General features: G+C 62.2%; 16 protein-coding genes. 6 read left to right on the plus strand and 10 right to left on the minus strand.

Annotated features, from left to right (window positions below):
- Positions 1 to 66 precede the first annotated feature (66 nt).
- Together KGB27_RS22440 and KGB27_RS22445 are read right to left on the minus strand one after the other, a co-directional pair.
- Complete coding sequence (locus KGB27_RS22440; protein WP_008044054.1) at positions 67 to 1,278, minus strand: MFS transporter; 1,212 nt, start codon at positions 1,276 to 1,278, stop codon at positions 67 to 69.
- 547 nt (positions 1,279 to 1,825) lie between these two features.
- On the minus strand, positions 1,826 to 6,124 hold the full coding sequence (locus KGB27_RS22445; RefSeq protein ID WP_223556421.1) for a DEAD/DEAH box helicase: 4,299 nt from the start codon (positions 6,122 to 6,124) through the stop codon (positions 1,826 to 1,828).
- 301 nt (positions 6,125 to 6,425) lie between these two features.
- Here KGB27_RS22445 and KGB27_RS22450 point away from each other — a divergent pair, with 301 nt between their 5' ends.
- Positions 6,426 to 7,310: a sugar nucleotide-binding protein gene (locus KGB27_RS22450; RefSeq protein ID WP_032829110.1), complete on the plus strand. Its 885-nt coding sequence runs from the start codon at positions 6,426 to 6,428 to the stop codon at positions 7,308 to 7,310.
- Positions 7,303 to 8,232 (plus strand): NAD-dependent epimerase/dehydratase family protein, encoded by a 930-nt coding sequence (locus KGB27_RS22455; protein ID WP_008042931.1) that lies wholly within the window; start codon positions 7,303 to 7,305, stop codon positions 8,230 to 8,232. The genes KGB27_RS22450 and KGB27_RS22455 overlap by 8 nt, the downstream gene beginning before the upstream one ends.
- A 182-nt stretch (positions 8,233 to 8,414) precedes the next feature.
- On the opposite strand, the gene KGB27_RS22460 is transcribed toward KGB27_RS22455, so the two are convergent.
- From KGB27_RS22460 to KGB27_RS22480, 5 genes are all read right to left on the minus strand, one after another.
- Complete coding sequence (locus tag KGB27_RS22460; RefSeq protein ID WP_008042936.1) at positions 8,415 to 9,113, minus strand: OmpW/AlkL family protein; 699 nt, start codon at positions 9,111 to 9,113, stop codon at positions 8,415 to 8,417.
- A gap of 222 nt (positions 9,114 to 9,335) precedes the next feature.
- Positions 9,336 to 9,854 (minus strand): DUF3299 domain-containing protein, encoded by a 519-nt coding sequence (locus tag KGB27_RS22465; protein WP_223556424.1) that lies wholly within the window; start codon positions 9,852 to 9,854, stop codon positions 9,336 to 9,338.
- An 11-nt stretch (positions 9,855 to 9,865) separates the two neighbouring features.
- Complete coding sequence (locus tag KGB27_RS22470; protein WP_008033758.1) at positions 9,866 to 11,131, minus strand: ABC transporter permease; 1,266 nt, start codon at positions 11,129 to 11,131, stop codon at positions 9,866 to 9,868.
- Between the two features lies 1 nt (position 11,132).
- Complete coding sequence (locus KGB27_RS22475) at positions 11,133 to 11,843, minus strand: ABC transporter ATP-binding protein (RefSeq protein ID WP_008033756.1); 711 nt, start codon at positions 11,841 to 11,843, stop codon at positions 11,133 to 11,135.
- Positions 11,844 to 12,014: 171 nt separating this feature from the next.
- Positions 12,015 to 12,593, minus strand: a complete 579-nt coding sequence (locus tag KGB27_RS22480; protein WP_223556426.1) for a DUF2796 domain-containing protein — start codon at positions 12,591 to 12,593, stop codon at positions 12,015 to 12,017.
- A 135-nt stretch (positions 12,594 to 12,728) separates the two neighbouring features.
- On the opposite strand from KGB27_RS22480, the gene KGB27_RS22485 reads away from it, so the two are divergent.
- Positions 12,729 to 13,067, plus strand: coding sequence for a hypothetical protein (locus KGB27_RS22485; protein WP_223556427.1), 339 nt, complete (start codon positions 12,729 to 12,731; stop codon positions 13,065 to 13,067).
- Between the two features lie 105 nt (positions 13,068 to 13,172).
- Here KGB27_RS22485 and trxA read toward each other — a convergent pair whose 3' ends face one another.
- The 3 genes from trxA to KGB27_RS22500 all read right to left on the minus strand — a co-directional run bounded on the left by trxA (position 13,173) and on the right by KGB27_RS22500 (position 15,349).
- Positions 13,173 to 14,045 (minus strand): thioredoxin, encoded by an 873-nt coding sequence (gene trxA, locus KGB27_RS22490; RefSeq protein ID WP_223556428.1) that lies wholly within the window; start codon positions 14,043 to 14,045, stop codon positions 13,173 to 13,175.
- Between the two features lie 186 nt (positions 14,046 to 14,231).
- Positions 14,232 to 14,888 carry a class I SAM-dependent methyltransferase gene (locus KGB27_RS22495; RefSeq protein ID WP_008042945.1) on the minus strand — a complete coding sequence of 219 codons (657 nt, stop codon included), beginning with the start codon at positions 14,886 to 14,888 and terminating at the stop codon, positions 14,232 to 14,234.
- Positions 14,885 to 15,349: a YbaY family lipoprotein gene (locus KGB27_RS22500; RefSeq protein WP_032832770.1), complete on the minus strand. Its 465-nt coding sequence runs from the start codon at positions 15,347 to 15,349 to the stop codon at positions 14,885 to 14,887. Before KGB27_RS22500 ends, KGB27_RS22495 begins: the two co-directional genes overlap by 4 nt.
- Before the next feature lie 128 nt (positions 15,350 to 15,477).
- Here KGB27_RS22500 and nrdR point away from each other — a divergent pair, with 128 nt between their 5' ends.
- From nrdR to KGB27_RS22515, 3 genes are read left to right on the plus strand one after another with little or no spacing between them, the layout of a single operon-like run.
- Positions 15,478 to 15,942, plus strand: coding sequence for a transcriptional regulator NrdR (gene nrdR / locus KGB27_RS22505; RefSeq protein ID WP_003228656.1), 465 nt, complete (start codon positions 15,478 to 15,480; stop codon positions 15,940 to 15,942).
- Positions 15,939 to 17,072 (plus strand): bifunctional diaminohydroxyphosphoribosylaminopyrimidine deaminase/5-amino-6-(5-phosphoribosylamino)uracil reductase RibD, encoded by a 1,134-nt coding sequence (ribD, locus tag KGB27_RS22510; RefSeq protein WP_223556429.1) that lies wholly within the window; start codon positions 15,939 to 15,941, stop codon positions 17,070 to 17,072. Before nrdR ends, ribD begins: the two co-directional genes overlap by 4 nt.
- Before the next feature lie 46 nt (positions 17,073 to 17,118).
- Complete coding sequence (locus KGB27_RS22515; RefSeq protein ID WP_008033746.1) at positions 17,119 to 17,781, plus strand: riboflavin synthase; 663 nt, start codon at positions 17,119 to 17,121, stop codon at positions 17,779 to 17,781.
- Positions 17,782 to 17,790: the final 9 nt, after the last annotated feature.

Below are 17,790 nucleotides of genomic sequence, written 5' to 3' on the forward strand. Positions count from 1 at the left end.
GTGTCAGTCACATCCATGTTGAATGTGCCACCGCTATCGCCAGCAAGCCGGCTCCTACAAGGGGGATCAGTGACCGGCGACGATGCGGGTCGAGCCTTCAGCCGGTTCAGCGTAGACCGGGCCGAGGCGATCGAGGCGACCGCTCCATGCAGTCAGCGCCAGCGCCACCAACACCACCAGACCACCGATCCATGCGGTATGGATCAGGCCCATGTGAGCGACGATCAAACCACCGCCCCACGCGCCACCGGCAATGCCGAGGTTGAACGCCGCGATGTTCAGGCCGGAAGCCACGTCCACCGCATTCGGCGTGTGATGTTCGGCCTGACGCACCACATACACCTGCAAGCCCGGCACGTTGCCGAAAGCGACCGCGCCCCAGACCAGTACGGTGGCCAGCGCCAGCCACGGGTTGCCGGCGGTGAAGGTCAGCACGAACAACACAGCAGCGAGCAGGGCGAAGATGATTTTCAGGGCTTTGATCGGGCCGCGTTTGTCGGCCAGTTTGCCGCCCCAGATGTTACCGACGGCCACCGAGATGCCGTACACCAGCAACACCAGACTGACGGTGCCGGCGCTGAAACCAGAGATGTCTTGAAGAATCGGTGCAAGGAACGTGAAGGCGATGAACGAACCGCCGTAACCGACCGCCGTCATGGCATACACCAACAGCAAGCGCGGTTGTTTGAGGACCTGCAACTGCTCCAGCAGCGAAGCCGGTTTGCTGTGGGTGATGTTTTTCGGCACGTAGAGCAGGCTGCCGATGAACGCAATCACACCCAAAGCAGAGACAGCGAGGAAGGTTTCACGCCAGCCGAAATGCTGACCGATGAACGTCCCCAACGGTACGCCGGTGACCAGCGCCACAGTCAGGCCGGTGAACATGATCGCAATCGCGCTGGCGGCTTTTTCCTTCGGCACCAGGCTGGTGGCGATGGTCGAGCCAATCGAGAAAAACACCCCGTGGGCCAGGCCGGTGACGATTCGCGCAATGATCAGCGATTCGTAACTCGGTGCTTTCCACGCCAGCAGGTTGCCAAGGGTGAACAGCACCATCAGCGACAACAGCAGCATTTTGCGCGGGACTTTGCCGGTGAGGGCGGTCAGCACCGGGGCACCGATGGCAACGCCCAGGGCATAGAGGCTGACCAGCAGGCCGGCGGACGGCAGGCTGACGCCGAGGTCGGCGCCGATCGTGGGTAACAGGCCAACGATGACGAACTCGGTCGTCCCGATGGCGAAGGCGCTGAGGGTCAGCGCGAGCAAGGCAATGGGCATGGCTGCAACTCCGGTGGGTTGATTGATGGAGCGCAGTGTCGGGGATTGGGTTGTGCGGAAAAATAGAGGTATCGGCATTTGATATTTGCCCTGAACGCAAATATCACCTCGATGGAAACACGCAGCCCCCTGTAGGAGCCGGCTTGCTGGCGAAGGCGGCCTCATATACGCCGCCGTTCTCGAGGGCCTCATCGCCGGCAAGCCGGCTCCTACAAGGGTTGTGTGTATCCAGGTTTTTCATATGGCACCGGATCTGTAGGAGCCGGCTTGCCAGCGATGGCGGCCTCAAATACGCCGCCGTTTTTGAGGGCCTCATCGCCGGCAAGCCGGCTCCTACAAGGGTTGCGTGTAATCCAGGTTTTTTATGTGGCACCGGACCTGTAGGCGCTGGCTTGCCAGCGATGGCGGCCTCAAATACGCCGCCGTTTTTGAGGGCCTCATCGCCGGCAAGCCGGCTCCTACAAGGGTTGTGTGTAATCCAGGGTTTTTATGTGGCACCGGACCTGTAGGAGCTGGCTTGCCGGCGAAGAGGCCGGCCCGGACAGCGTCAATGCCGGATCAGTTTGTTGCGTATTTCACTCGTCGATTCCACCCAGAAAACCTGCTGGCCAGCGATCTCGGCAGCCACCGGCAAACCATCGCGGTACACCAACCGATTACTCGTCAGCGCCGGCACTTTCGCACCGGGTAGCAGCGTGCCGGCGAGGTTCAGCGGATCAACCCCGCATACGGCAATCAGACTCCCGTCATGTGTCCGCCGTCGCACTTCGCGCAGCAACGGAATCGCCTCGGGCAAGGCGAACTGTTCACCGGCCAAACCACTGACAAACCGCCCGCCGCGAATCTCGCCGCGAGCCTCCAGCCGATGGAACGTGCGCAGCAATTCGCGCCAGTTCGGCAACCAGTCTGCTTCGCGTTCCAGCAGGCGCCAGAACACCACGCCGTAGCGGCGCAGCAAGGTCATGGCGATGTGTTCCAGGGTGTCGCTCGGCGTTGAATGTTTGTTATCCACCACCGGCGCTGGCGCCCCGCGTCGAAGCAAGGCCCAGCGTCCGGCGTTATCCATGCCTCCGATAAACGCCCCGCGCCCGCGTCGGCTGCTGCGATTCTGCCGTTTACTGGCCGGCGTGATCAGCGCCCGCAAACCGGCAAAACTGTCGGCGTTCACCAGCCCGGCGCCGACCAGTTCCTGCAAGGCGATTTCCAGCTCCGAGCGCAGCAGATGAGCCTCGTGAATCAGCTCATCGAAAAACAGCGCGCCATGTTGGCTGAGGGCTTGGTAAACCTTTTGGGTTTTGGGCGACAGATCGCTGACCGGTGTCTGTTCGGTCAGACCGCTCCACAACCCGACCTGGCTGCGCGGCAGCAACACAATCGGCGTGCTGCGCAGCGCCGTGCTGGCGCTTTTGTTGTGTGCGGTCAGGCGCGTCCAGACCAGTTTGCCGCTGCGGCACAGGTCATCCAGCCAACTCGCCGAATAGCCTTTGATTCGTGCCGCAAAAATGTCGCTGTCCCAGGCTGAAGCGGCGGCGGGATAGCCTTCGAACTGAGCGACGATGGCGGGCAGCACCGCATTGCCCTGGCCTTGAGTCGAGGCAGAAAGATGCTGCCAGTCGAACAGGAATCGCATGAAATCCTGCAACGCCACCGGCTCGATTTCTCGCCGCAGACGCTTGACCGTGTAGCGATGAATTCGCGCCAGCAGATGCCGCTCGCACCATTCTTCCTGATCGACGCCGGGGGTGAAGTGGCCGCGCAACACATACCCTTCGCGTTCCAGTTGCGCGAGTGCCTGGGTGACGTGAGTCGCAGGTAATTCCAGAGGTTCGGCAATCGCGCTCAGCGGCAACGGACCAAAAGCGCTGAGCCGTGCGCGGATGACTTCCAGCACCGCTTCGTTCGACTCCCAGGCTTCATCAAAACCGGGTAGCGCCTCCAGCGGTGGCGAAAAATTTGCCTGTGGATAAATGGCGCGCAGGCACGTCAGCCGCTCCACCGCCAGCCACAACGATTGCCTGGCATCGATCTGCAAACGACTGGCGCGACCGCTCTCGGCAAGGGCATTCAACCAATCAATCCACTGCGCATTGGCCTGCGCCTCGGCATCGGCAATGCACGCGAGGCTCATCAACGTCTCGTGCATTTCATCGGCATTGGTCGGCGTTGGCCAGGCCTCATCGCGCACCGCTTGAATGGCCTCGGCATCCAGCGCGCCGAGGTCGTCGGTGGACTGTGGGTCGGTCCAGCGCCGGTTGAGCACGGCTTGGGTGCGGCGCTCTTCCAGCGGCGCGTCGTCGAGAAAGGTGTAAGGCCGGGCGCTGAGAATTTCGGCGGCCAGCGGTGAAGGCGCCGGCAGGTCGCGACTGATCAGGCGAACGTCGCCGCGTTCCATGCGCCGCAACAACGTCAGCCAGCCTTCGCAGTCCATCGCTTCGTGGAGGCAATCGTCGAGGGTCTGTTCCACCAGTGGATGATCGGGAATCTCCCGTTCGCCGGCGAGGTTTTCCACGCAGGCGATCTGGTCGGGAAACACGCTGGCGATCAGGTCTTCGCTTTTCATCCGCTGAATCTGCGGGGGGACTTTGCGCCCGCCGCTGTAGCGCGGCAACGCCAATGCGACGCCGGCATTCCAGCGCCAACGCACACCGAACAGCGGTGCATCGAGTACCGCTTGAATCAGCAGGTGTTCGGCGCTGTTGCTGTGCAGGTAGCGCCAGACCTCATCGAGCTCAAAGCTGTGGCTGGTGGACAGCGACAACACAATCGCATCTTCGCTGGCGGCGGCCTGCAATTCGAAGTTGAAGGTACGGCAGAAACGCTTGCGCAGGGCCAGGCCCCAGGCGCGGTTGATGCGGCTGCCGAAGGGCGTGTGGATGATCAGTTGCGTGCCGCCGGACTCATCGAAAAAGCGCTCCATCAGCAGCGTGTCCTGCGAGGGCAGGGCGCCCAATGTCAGGCGTGCGCGGGCGAGGTAATCCACCAGTTGTCCGGCGCTGTCGAGGTTCAGGCCGAGGGTCTCGGTCAGCCAGTCGAGGGCCGGCTGCAAGTTGCCGGACGTGGCGCCGAGCAGGTCGTCGAGTTGCGCTTGCAGGCGCGCCACGGCGAAGGACAACTCCGCGCTGCGCCCCGGCGCTTCACCGAGCCAGAACGGAATGGTCGGCGGCTGGCCGTGCGCATCTTCGACCCGGACCTTGCCGGTTTCGACCCGCAGGATTCGGTACGAGGTGTTGCCCAACTGAAAGACATCACCCGCGATGCTTTCCACGGCGAAATCTTCGTTGACGCTGCCGATGTTCAGCCCTTGCGGTTCCAGCAGCACGCTGTAGTCGGCGTTGTCCGGGATGGTGCCGCCGCTGGTCACGGCGGTCAGTTTGCTGCCGCGCCGACCGCGCAACGTGCGAGTCACAGCGTCGCGGTGCAGGTACGCGCTGCGGATGCCCTGGCGACCGTTGTAGCCTTCGGCGAGCATCTGCAGCAGCGCCTGATAATGTTTTTCGTCGAGCTCAGCGTAGGGCGAGGCATTGCGGAACATCTCCAGCAGCGCGTGCTCCGGCCATTCCTGGCAACTGACCTCGGCGATGATCTGCTGGGCCAGCACGTCCAGCGGTGCTTGAGGAATCTGCAAAGTATCGAGTTCACCCCGGCGCACGCAGTCGAGCAGGGCGGTGCATTCGATCAAATCGTCGCGGGTGGTGGCGAACAATCGGCCCTTGGGCGTGCCGCCGACCTGGTGGCCGGAGCGACCGACCCGTTGCAGGAATCCGGCAATCGAACGCGGCGAGGCAATCTGGCAGACCAGATCGACATCGCCGATATCGATCCCCAGTTCCAGCGACGCCGTGGCGATCAGTACTTGCAGGTCGCCGCACTTGAGGCGCTGTTCGGCATCGAGGCGAAACTCCTTGGCCAGGCTGCCGTGGTGGGCGGCGACTGCTTGCTTGCCGAGGCGCTCGCTCAGGTGCCGGCTCAAGCGTTCGGCCAAGCGTCGGGTGTTGACGAAAATCAGCGTGGTGCGGTGTTCGCGGGCGAGGACGGCGAGGCGGTCGTAGACCAATTCCCACACATCGTTGGCCATCACCGCCGACAGCGGCACCGGCGGTACTTCGATGCCTAAATCTCGTGGACGGGCGTGGCCGATGTCGATGATTTCGCATGCGCGATCACGTCCCACCAGAAAGCGTGAGACCGCTTCGATGGGTTTTTGCGTGGCCGACAGGCCGATGCGCATCAACGGTGCTGCGCATAACGCCTGCAAACGTTCCAGGCTCAGGGCCAGGTGGCTGCCGCGTTTGCTGGCGGCGATGGCATGGATCTCATCGACGATCACCGTGCGCGTGGTGCCGAGCATTTGCCGGCCGGAGTCGGAGCCGAGCAGCACGTAAAGGGATTCCGGGGTGGTCACCAGAATGTGTGGCGCGGTCTTGCGCATCGCCGAGCGTTCTTTTTGCGGCGTGTCTCCGGTGCGCACGGCGGTGTTGATCTGCAACTCAGGCAGGCCCATTGCACGTAACTGTTCAGTGATGCCGGCCAGCGGGTTTTGCAGGTTGATCTGGATGTCGTTGGACAAGGCTTTGAGCGGCGAGACGTAGACCACCAGTGTTTCGTTGGGCAGCCCGTCTGCGGTTTCCAGGCCACGGTGAACCAGATCGTCGATGACGGCGAGAAACGCGGTGAGGGTTTTGCCGGAGCCGGTGGGCGCGGCGATCAACGTCGAACGGTGTTGGCGGATCAGCGGCCACGCCCGGGCCTGGGCGGCGGTGACCGTCGGGAAGGTGCTGCTGAACCAGGCGCTGACGGCGGGGTGGAAGCCTGCCATGGCCGCGTCCGTGGGGATGGGCAGATTCATGGAGTAATTTATGCGGGTGGGGTGAGGAAGTTGCAAGTACCGCTCGGGATCTCTGCTGGCCTTCAGGGCCTCTTCGCGGGCAAGCCTCGCTCCTACAAGAGCGTGCGCGAGTTCTGTAGGAGCGAGGCTTGCCCGCGAAGAGGCCCGAAGCAGCACCACAAATCCCGGAGATCTACACTTTACGGATGACGGTTGCGCACTAAACCCGCAAAATGCAACGATTCCGGCAACTATCGACGGCACCGCCCGCGAGCGGTGCCGATAAAGCCATTGATCCAATCAGACTGGGCCTGCTGACTCTATGCGAATGCGCCTTATGTTACTGGGCGGCGGAAATGCCCTTGGGCAGGCGCTGATTCGCCTCGGTGCGGAGGAAGACATCGGTTTCCTCGCCCCCCGCCCACCGCAAGACGGCTGGGATGCCGCGAGCCTGACGCAACTGCTCGACGACACGCGCCCGGACGCGTTGATCAACCTCGCCTACTACTTCGACTGGTTCCAGGCGGAGACGGTCAGCGAATCGCGTCTGGCCGGGCAAGAGCGTGCAATCGAGCGTCTGGCCGAACTGTGCCAGCATCACAACATCGTTCTGCTGCAACCCTCGAGCTATCGGGTGTTCGACGGCTCGCGGGCGACCGCCTACAGCGAAAAAGACGAGCCGGTGCCGCTGGGCCTGCGTGGTCAGGCCTTGTGGCGCATCGAGCAAAGCGTGCGCGCGACCTGCCCGCAGCATGTGCTGCTGCGGTTCGGCTGGCTGCTCGATGACAGCCCCGACGGCACCCTCGGGCGTTTCCTGTCCCGTGCCGAAAAACCGGAAGAACTGTTGATGGCCGATGACCGTCGCGGCAACCCGACGCCGGTCGACGACGCGGCCCGGGTGATCATTTCGGTGCTCAAGCAACTCGATTGCGCGGCGCCACTGTGGGGCACCTACCACTACGCCGGGCACGAGGCGACCACGCCGCTGGCGCTGGGGCAGGCGATTCTCACCGAAGCCCGCGCACTGCATCCGCTGGCCATCGAAGCGCCGACCGCCCAGGCTCACGCCGCACGCCCGGACGCTGCCGAAGAGCCGCAACACGCGGTGCTGGCCTGCAAGAAAATTCTTCATACCTTCGGGATCAAGCCCCGCGCCTGGCGTGCGGCACTCCCTGGCTTACTGGACAGGTTCTATCGCCATGGCTGACGGCCCTGTTTTAATCACCGGCGGCGCGGGCTTCATCGGCTCGCACCTGACCGACGCCTTGCTCGCCAAGGGCCATTCGGTACGGATTCTCGACGACCTGTCCACCGGCAAGCGCAGCAACCTGGCGCTGGATAATCCTCGCGTCGAGCTGATTGTCGGCGACGTCGCCGATGCCGCCCTGGTCGCTCGCGCAATGGCCGGTTGCAGTGCGGTCGCGCACCTGGCAGCCGTGGCGTCGGTGCAGGCTTCGGTGGATGATCCGGTGAAGACTCACCAGAGCAATTTCATCGGTTCGCTGAATGTCTGCGAAGCCATGCGCCAGAGCGGCGTCAAACGTGTGCTGTTTGCCTCCAGCGCAGCGGTCTACGGCAACAATGGCGAAGGCCAGTCGATCGACGAAGACACGCCCAAGGAACCGCTGACGCCGTATGCGTCGGACAAGTTGGCCAGTGAACATTACTTCGATTTCTACCGTCGCCAACATGCGCTGGAACCGGTGATTTTCCGCTTCTTCAACATCTTCGGCCCGCGCCAGGATCCGTCCTCGCCGTACTCCGGGGTGATCAGCATTTTCAGCGAGCGCGCGCAAAACGGCCTACCGATCACGGTGTTTGGCGATGGCGAGCAGACGCGGGATTTTGTTTACGTCGAAGATCTGGTCGATGTGCTGGTGCAAGCCATCGAAAAACCGCAGGTTGAAGTCGGTGCGGTCAATGTCGGCTGGAACCAGGCAACCACGCTCAAGCAAATGCTGGAAGCGTTGAAAGTGGCTGTCGGTGAACTGCCGCCAGTGAGCTACGGCCCGGCGCGTTCGGGTGATATCCGCCATTCGCGGGCGAACAATCAGCGACTGCTGGAGCGGTTTTCCTGCCCGGCTCAGACGCCGATGAGTGTCGGTCTGGCGCGGTTGCTCGGTCGTTAGAACACTGTGGATCAGCTAAGGCTTTTGAACACCGCAAACTACTGTGGGAGCGAGCCTGCTCGCGATAACGGCAGATCAGTCAACATCTATGTCGACTGATAGACCGTAATCGCGAGCAGGCTCGCTCCCACAGGTTTTTCACCTTCACTGACAGCGTTCAAACACCACCACATGTTTGCTCGTTAGAACTTGTAACCCAGGCCCACCATGTAGATGAACGGGTCCACGTCGACATCGACCTTGGCACGGGTGCCCTGTGCCACGGCGTTGTTTTCCACGGTGGCGGTGGTATCGATGTCGATGTAACGCACTTGGGCGTTGAGCATGATGTTGTCGGTGATCATGTAGTCGGCACCGACCTGAAACGCCATGCCCCAGGAGTTGTCTGCCTTGAAGTTGCTGAAGCCATTGGCGCTGGCCTCGCTGCCGACGTGCTCGTCGTAGATCCAGGTGTAGTTGATACCGGCGCCAACGTACGGTTGGAATGCAGACTTGCCGTCCAGTGGGTAGTAGACGACGCTCAAGGTCGGCGGCAGGTGTTTCAGGCTGCCGAGTTTGCCGTTGGCCGCACCCAGGACGGTGCCTTTGAGCTTCACGTCATGTTCGAATGGCGTGGCCGCGAGCAGCTCGATGCCCCAGTGGCTGTTGAGCATGTAAGCGAAGTTCAGACCCAGTTGGGTGTCGCTGCTCATGGTGGCCTTGCCACCCAGATTGGTGCCTGCCAGCGGGCCTTGATCGACTTTGACGTCGGAGCTGTCGGCTTTCGGGTTGACGGTGATTGCACCGGCACGAAGGAGGATGTCGCCGGCTTCGTGGGCGTGGGCGAGCGGGGCTGCGAGCGCGAGGGCAAACAGCGAGGCGCTGAGCAAGGACTTGTGCATGGAGGCTCCAGAGGACGTTAAAAATGTTCGATGTCCAATGGTACGGAGCGGTCTGGTCCGGTCTTTTGACTCAGCTCAATGAAACGGTGATGGCACTAATTTTTGCGGAACCTTTGAGGATGCCTTCGCGGGCAAGCCTCGCTCCTACGGGTTAGCGCCACACCTGTAGGAGCGAGGCTTGCCCGCGAAGGCGCCCTTCAAATCAACACGCGAACACCAGATTCACTCCGGCAATTCATAGATATAAATCTTGTCCGCCTCCATCTGATACCCGGCATCCGCCAACTCACTGGTCGACGCTTTAACCTGCAACGCCCCCTCAATCCAATAAGGCTGATACAGCTCGTCCAGCTTCACGCCGACTTCGCTTTTCACATGCACGATCTGGTTCGACGGCGGTGGCGGTACATGGATGCAGGCGCCGAAATACGGCACCAGCAGAAACTCCGTAGTGCGGCCTTCTTCACTCACTTCCAGCGGCACGATGTAGCCCGGCAGGCGGATGCTCTGACCGTCGAGGCTCTTCACCACCGGTGCATTGGGCATGTCCTGTTTCGCGGCTGGCGCCGACTCGGCGGACAGCGCGCTGCCCATCTGCGAGAGGTCGTGCAGGGGTGTCATGTTTGGCACTTCCGGCGCGGCGCCCGGCGGGATCATTTCCGACCAGGTCAGCTCTTTCGGCTCGGCGGCCCACAGCGGCAAGGCGACCAGCATCAACAGCGCAAGCAGAGCGCGGGGCATCATTAACGTCCTCATAGTCGGATCGACAGGCCATCGGCCAGGGATTGGCGATACGCGCGCCACGCCGGCACGCTGCCCATCAGCAGCGCGGCGATCAGGATGCCACCGAGCAGCGTCCATTCATATTCGCTGGGCCACGCCAGCGGCAGAAAAAGACCGTAATTGGCCTGCACGTAACCTTGCGCAGCGGCGATGCCCACATAAAGCAGGGCCACGCCGGCGATCACGCCCGACAGCGCCAGGGCGAACGCCTCCAGCACCAGCAACGTCGCGATGTGCCACGGCCGCGCGCCCACCGAACGCAGAATCGCCATCTCGCGCCGACGTTCATTGAGGCTGGTGAGAATCGCCGTGAGCATGCCGATCAAGCCGGTCAGCACCACAAACAGCGAGACCACGAACAAGGCTTTTTCTGCGGTGCTCATCAAACTCCACAACTCTTGCAGCGCCACGCCCGGCAGGATCGCCAGCATCGGTTCGCCACGGAATTCGTTGATTTCGCGCTGTAGGGCAAAGGTCGAAATCTTGCTGTTGAGGCCCAGCATGAATGCGGTGATCGCTTGCGGCGTCAGGTCCATGTTGCGCGCCTGATCAGCACTGATCCGACCGTTGCCGCGCGCCGGCACGCCGTTGTGCCAGTCGATGTGAATCGCTTCCATGCCACCGAGGCTGATGTGCAATGTACGGTCCACCGGCGTGCCGGTGCGTTTGAGAATGCCGACCACGGTGAACGGTTTGTCGTCGTGCTTGACCAGGCTGATCACCGCCACGCCGTGGGCCAGCACCAGTTTGTCGCCGAGTTTGTAGTGCAGTGCATCGGCCACTTCGGCGCCGAGCACCACTTCGAACGGATCGGTGGCGAAGGCGCGACCGTCAGCCAGTTCCAGGTGTTGTTGATGACCGTACTGGTAATGCTCGAAGTACGCCTCGGTGGTGCCCATCACCCGATATCCGCGATGGGAATCGCCCAGCGACATCGGGATTGCCCACTTCACTTTTGGGTTGTTGGCGAAGTGCTCGAAGCTGTCCCAGCGGATGTTGTTGGTGGCATTGCCGATGCGGAACACCGAGTACAGCAGCAGGTTCACTGAACCGGAGCGGGCGCCGACGATCAGGTCGGTGCCGCTGATGGTGCTGGCAAAACTGGCCTTGGCTTCGGTGCGCACGCGCTCCACGGCCAACAGCAGGCAGACCGACAGGGCGATGGCGAACGCGGTGAGGATCGCGGTGAAGCGGCGGTTAGCCAGGCTGGCCATGGCTAGACGAAACAAATACATCTCAAACCTCTGCAGGCGTGGCGGCGCGATTGAGTTCGGCCAGCGACAGGTTGCGATCGAACAGCGGCGCGAGGCTTTGGTCGTGGCTGACGAACAACAGGCTCGACCCGGCTTCGCGGCATTCGGCGAACAACAGGCGAATGAAGTTTTCGCGGGCGTCGTAATCCAGAGCAGAAGTCGGTTCGTCGGCGATCACCAGTTCCGGCTGACCGATCAACGCACGGGCGGCGGCGACGCGTTGCTGTTGGCCGATGGACAGCGAGTCGGCGCGGCGGCCGAGGATGCTTTCATCTTTCAAACCCAAATGAGCGAGCAAGGTTGCCGCCGCCTGATCGACGCTGCCATGGCGCTGGATCGCCCGTTCGGCGCGCAGCCTGGAGAAGTGGCAGGGCAGTTCGACGTTCTCGCGCACCGAGAGAAACGGCAGCAGGTTGAACTGCTGGAAGATGTAGCCGGTGTGATCGACGCGAAAGCGATCACGCGCCCCGGCGCCGAGTTCGGTCAGTTCCTGGCCGAGCAGGCGAATGCTGCCGCGATCCGGCTTTTGCACGCCACCGAGCAGGCCGAGCAGGGTGGTCTTGCCGCTGCCGCTGGGGCCTTTGAGGAACAGGGTTTCACCCGGTTCCAGGCGAAAGGCCGGGATGTCCAGCAGCGGCGGGTGACCGGGCCAGCTGAAGCCCAGGTCGGACAGTTCGATGAGTGCTTGGGTCATAACACCGGTTTCATTGGGTTGTCTCAATTTCACATGCAACACCAATCCCTTGTAGGAGCGAGCGGGCGGCGATCCGACTTGCCCGCGAAGGCATACTGCCAGTCGACATCAATGTTGAATGTGACGACCTCTTCGCGGGCAAGCCTCGCTCCTACAGGGGGTGGTGGTGGATCAGAATTTCAGGGCGGCCGCCTTGGCCGTCACTTCTACCCCTTGCTGCCCGCTCGGGCTGATCAGTTGTACCTGAATTTTCTGGGTCGCCGGGAACGTGTTGAAGAGGTTTGCCAGATCCAGGGTTTTCAGTGCGCCCGGCGTCGCGCAGGTGAACTGGTAATGAGCGTGGATTTCGCTGTGGTCGTGGTGATGCTCGTCTTTGGCATCGTCGTCATGATCATCATCGGCATCCGGCTTGTCACCGAACAGCGGGCTTTCCAGCTCCTGAGTCGCGACCACGCAACCCGCCGCTTTCGGCAGGTTGAACAGATTCAGCGGTTTTTCAAGTTGTGCACGGGCGGCGGCGACTTTGGCTTTGTCGGCGTCAGTGGCGGCCGCGTGTTCGAACCCCACCAGGTTCATCGCCGGGCTTTCCAGTTCCAGCTCCAGGGTCTGACCGTCCAGCGCTGCGTTCAGGCGACCGACACCGTGTTCGTGGGCACCGAGGCTGCCGTGTTCATGGTCGTGTTCATCGGCGGCATGGGCGATGGCCAGCGGCAACAGGGCAAACGGCAAAGCGAGCAGCAGACGGCGCATGGCGGGTCTCCGAAAAGTAAAATGAAGAATTTGTTATGTAATCTTATAACGTAAGTGCGAGGAGTTTGACCGGCTACTTGGCGTTGCACAAGTCCCATGGGAGCATGCAGGTCAGAAATGTGCGGGAGCGAAACCATGTTGCGTATACGCGGAAGCATCGGCGACTGGCCGGTGGATTTGACCCTGGAGATGGACGACGCTGACTGGGCGCGGCTCGGCGCGCAGGTGCAGGTAGTCAAGCCAGAGGCCATCGCGACGCCGGCCAAACCGGTGAATCAGGATGATGCGCAGTGGCAGGTCGCAAAGGATCTGCTGCGCAAGGCCGGGCAACTGAGCGGGCCGGATTTGCTGGAGCAATTGGAAGGTTTGACTGGCAGTGCGGCGTCGGGCAAGCGCCTGCTGGTGCGGTTGCGGCATAGCGCGGAGGTGAAGGTGGAGAGTGGCGGAGATACGCCGCTGTATCGCTGGCTGTAGAAATGCGTTGTTTGTGTGGCCGCCATCGCCGGCAAGCCGGCTCCTACAGGTTCGTGCAAATCCTGTAGGAGCCAGCTTGCTGGCGATGAACGATGACGCGGTCTATCAGTACAACGCAGCAAACAACTTGCGGCGATACGTTGTCACCAGCGGGTGATCATTGCCCAGCAACTCGAACACTTGCAGCAACGTCTTGTGCGGCAAGCCTTCGCTGTAGCTGCGGTTGCGCACGAACAGCTTGAGCAGCGCATCCAGCGCCGCATCGTACTGCTGACGGGCCAGTTGCTGGATCGCCAGTTGATACACCGCTTCATCGTCCTGCGGATTCTTCGCCAGGCGCGCCTTCAAGTCGGCGGCATCCGGCAAGTCCTTGGCCTGGCCGAGAAACTGGATCTGCGCTTTTGCACCAGCCAATGCAGCCTTGTGTTCATCGCTTTTCACCGCGTCGAGCACGATTTGCGCTTCACCCAGCTCGCCCCGCTCTGTCAGGCAACGGGCATACAGAATCAGCGCTTTGGCATTGGTGTTGTCTTCGCCCAGCAGCACTTTGAGAATGGCTTCTGCCTCAGCGAAACGGCTCTCGTCAAACAGCGCCTGAGCCTGTTCAAACGGATCAGCCGCCGCCGGTGGCGGCATTTGTACGTGAGGCTCCAGCATGGCGCGGACGGCGGATTCCGGCTGCGCACCGGCAAAACCGTCCACCGGCTGGCCATCCTTGAACAACACCACGGTCGGCAAGCTGCGGATGCCGAAGCGAGCGACGATGTCTTGTTCCAGATCGCAGTTGACCTTGGCCAGCAGCAACTCGCCCTGATAGCTCTCGGCGATGGTCTGCAGCATCGGCATCAGCACTTTGCAGGGCGCACACCATTCGGCCCAGAAATCCACCAGCACCGGTTTGTGGAAAGAGTTCTCGATCACCGACTGGTCGAAATCGGCAGTCGTGGCGTCGAAGATGTACGGCGTTTGCTGACTCATGGGGGATCTCGTAAAAGCGTGAATGGGGCAACTATACGGCTTGGCGGGGGGGGGCTGAAAGTGTGCGCAGTCTGACAGATGGCCTTCGCGGGCAAGTCGGATCGCCGCACCGCTCGCTCCTACAGGTTTAGTGCCGCTCTTAATAACGACGCGGACCTGTAGGAGCGAGGCTTGCCCGCGAAGCTTTTAAGCGCGCCGCGCGTGATACAGGCTCACATACCGAAACTCTTCCGGCTCGGCCAGATCCGGCAAGGTCATCGCTTCGAGCATTTCGATGCGTTGATACAACGGATGACGAAAATCCCTCACCCGCGAATCCGCCACCAGCGCTTCCCGGCCGCGACTCAAAAACTCATCGAGCAGCGGCAGATTCTCCCGGTCGTACAGCACATCGGCCACCAGGATCAGATCAAAGCGATCCGCCTCGGCGAAAAAGTCCGTCGAGTAACTCAGCTCCACTTCATTGAGTTCGGCATTCGCCCGACAGGCGGCAATCGCCAGCGGGTCCAGGTCACACGCCACCACTTCCAGCGCCCCGGCCTTCACCGCGGCAATCCCCGCGACGCCGGAACCGGCACCAAAATCCAGCACGCGTTTGCCTTTGACCCACTCGGGGAATTCAGCGAGGTAGCGGGCCATCGACAACCCGCTGGCCCAGCAGAAACTCCAGTACGGCGGTTCATGCAGGATCCGCCGGGTTTCTTCCGGGCTGAAGGCGCGGTCCATGTTGTCGCCGTCGATCAGCCAGAGTTTCAGGGCGGTATCGGGCAAGGCGACCGGGACAAGTTGTGCATCGCCCAGTAACTCCCCCAACGCCTGTTGCAGGTCGAGCGGTGCAATCATGGCGCTTTGACGAATTGCAGTTGACCCAGGGCCTGGGTCGTCGGCTGGGTGATGACTTGCGACGGCAGGTGCAGAATCAGCTGGCCGGACTGGCTGGCGCGGCCTCGCAGTTCCACGCGGGCACCGGCCGGAAACGAATCCGGGTTGAAGCGCAGGTGAAACGGCAATACCTGATTGGTGCCGATCAGGCTGGAGCTGGCGAGCAATTGTTGCGGGCGATCCTTTTCATCGATCACCAGCAGCGCCAATTCGACTTCGGCACCGGCCGGCACGCCTTGCAAGGTGCCGCTCAATTCACGCTGATAAGCGGGCAGCGGACCGAGGTTGGCGGACTCGCGGGCTTTTTTCTGCGCCGCCTGTGGAGCGGGGCCGGGCGTTGGCGGCTGGGGCTTGGGTGCATCGCTGCTGCAGGCCACCAACAGGCTGAAAAGGCTGAGCAATACGAGCGGTCTGAGTGACATTTGCGGCTCCAGCAAGGTGAAATCCATGGATCATTCTCTATAGCCAGTCTGTATACCGCAAACCCTATGGCTTGTCTTGCCACCGGGATGCGCTACCATGGCCCTCCCTTTTTTTGTTGCCTGCCACCATGCACTGTCCCTTCTGCGGTGCCAACGACACCAAGGTCATCGACTCGCGTCTGGTCGCCGAGGGCGAACAGGTGCGCCGCCGGCGCGAATGCCTGGCCTGCGGCGAGCGTTTCACGACGTTCGAAACCGCTGAACTGGTGTTGCCGCGCCTGATCAAAACCGACGGCAGCCGCCAGCCGTTCGACGAAGAAAAACTCCGCGCCGGCATGCAGCGTGCGCTGGAGAAGCGCCCGGTGAGTGTCGAGCGCCTCGAATCGTCGCTGGTGCACATCAAACACAAGCTGCGCGCCACCGGCGAGCGCGAGGTCAAGTCCCTCGTGGTCGGTGAACTGGTGATGGCCGAGCTGCAAAAGCTCGATGAAGTCGCCTACATTCGTTTCGCCTCCGTGTATCGGCGCTTCCAGGACCTCAACGAGTTCCGCGAAGAGATCGATCGCCTGGCCCGTGAGCCGGTGAAAGAATGAACACCTCCACAGAGCTTGCCATCCTCGACGCCCACTACATGGCTCGCGCCCTGGAACTGGCGCGCAAAGGCCACTACACGACGCATCCCAACCCGCGTGTTGGCTGCGTGATCGTGAAGGACGGGCAGATTGTCGGCGAAGGCTGGCACGAGCGCACCGGCGAACCCCACGCCGAAGTCCACGCGCTGCGCGCTGCGGGCGACAAGGCCCGTGGTGCCACCGCTTACGTGACCCTCGAACCGTGCAGCCACCACGGCCGCACGCCGCCTTGCGCCGATGCGCTGGTGAATGCCGGCCTCGCCCGCGTCGTCGCGGCGATGCAGGACCCGAACCCGTCGGTGGCCGGTCGTGGCATGCAGCGTCTGGCTCAGGCCGGCATTGCCATCGAAAGCGGTGTGCTGGAAGGCGAGGCACGCAAGCTCAATCAAGGCTTCCTTAAACGCATGGAACATGGCTTGCCGTTCGTGCGGGTCAAGTTGGCCATGAGCCTCGACGGTCGCACAGCGATGGAAAGCGGCGAAAGCCAATGGATCACCGGCCCGGCCGCACGTTCGGCGGTACAACGCCTGCGCGCCCAGGCCAGCGTGGTGCTGACCGGCGCCGACACGGTGCTGGCGGACAACGCCCGTTTGACCGTGCGCGCTGACGAGTTGGGGCTGGACGCCGAGCAAACCGCATTGGCAATGAGCCGTCCGCCGCTGCGCGTTTTAATCGATGGCCGTCTGCGCGTGCCGCTCGATGCGCCGTTCTTCAAGGCCGGCCCGGCGCTGGTCGCCACCTGCATGGCGATTGAAGAACAGTATGCCAACGGCCCGGAATGCCTGATCGTGGCCGGCGACGATGGCTTGGTTGACCTGCGCAAGTTGCTGGTTGAACTGGCCAATCGCGGCGTCAACGAAGTGCTGGTCGAGGCCGGTCCGCGTCTGGCCGGGGCCTTTGCCCAGCAAGGTCTGGTGGACGAATTCCAGATTTTCATCGCCGGCAAGTTCCTTGGCTCTTCGGCCCGACCATTGCTCGACTGGCCGTTGGCGCAGATGAAAGACGCGCCCGAGCTCAAAATCACTGAAATCCGCGCGGTTGGCGATGACTGGCGAGTCATTGCCATTCCTGCGCCGACGGCGAGCGTATAATTCCGGGCCTGCGCCACGCGACGGCCCTGTTCTCGAGGAGGACTTCATGTTTACCGGCATCATCGAATCCATCGGCAGTATTCGTGCATTGACCCCAAAAGGCGGAGATGTGCGGGTCCATGTAGAAACCGGCAAGCTCGATCTGAGCGACGTCAAACTGGGCGACAGCATTGCGGTCAACGGCGTGTGCCTGACGGCCGTTGAGCTGCCAGGCAACGGTTTTGCCGCGGACGTCAGTCGCGAAACCCTCGACTGCACCGCCATGAACGACCTGAAAAGCGGCAGCCCGGTCAATCTGGAAAAAGCCCTGACCCCGACTACTCGCCTCGGCGGGCACCTGGTCAGCGGTCATGTCGATGGCGTGGGCGAAGTGGTTGCCCGCACCGAGAACGCACGTGCCGTGGAATTCCGCATCCGTGCACCGAAAGAACTGGCCAAGTACATCGCCCACAAAGGCTCGATCACCGTCGACGGCACCAGCCTGACCGTGAACGCGGTCGATGGTGCCGAGTTCCTGCTGACGATCATTCCGCACACCCTGAGCGAAACCATCATGGCGTCGTACCAGCCGGGTCGCCGGGTGAATCTGGAAGTGGACTTGCTGGCCCGTTATCTGGAGCGCCTGTTGCTGGGCGACAAGGCCGCAGAGCCAACCTCCAGTAACATTACCGAAAGCTTTCTGGCCGCCAACGGCTACCTCAAATCCTGACCCAAGGGG

The sequence above is a fragment of the Pseudomonas sp. BF-R-01 genome (genome assembly GCF_019946615.1).
Taxonomy (GTDB): domain Bacteria; phylum Pseudomonadota; class Gammaproteobacteria; order Pseudomonadales; family Pseudomonadaceae; genus Aquipseudomonas; species Aquipseudomonas migulae.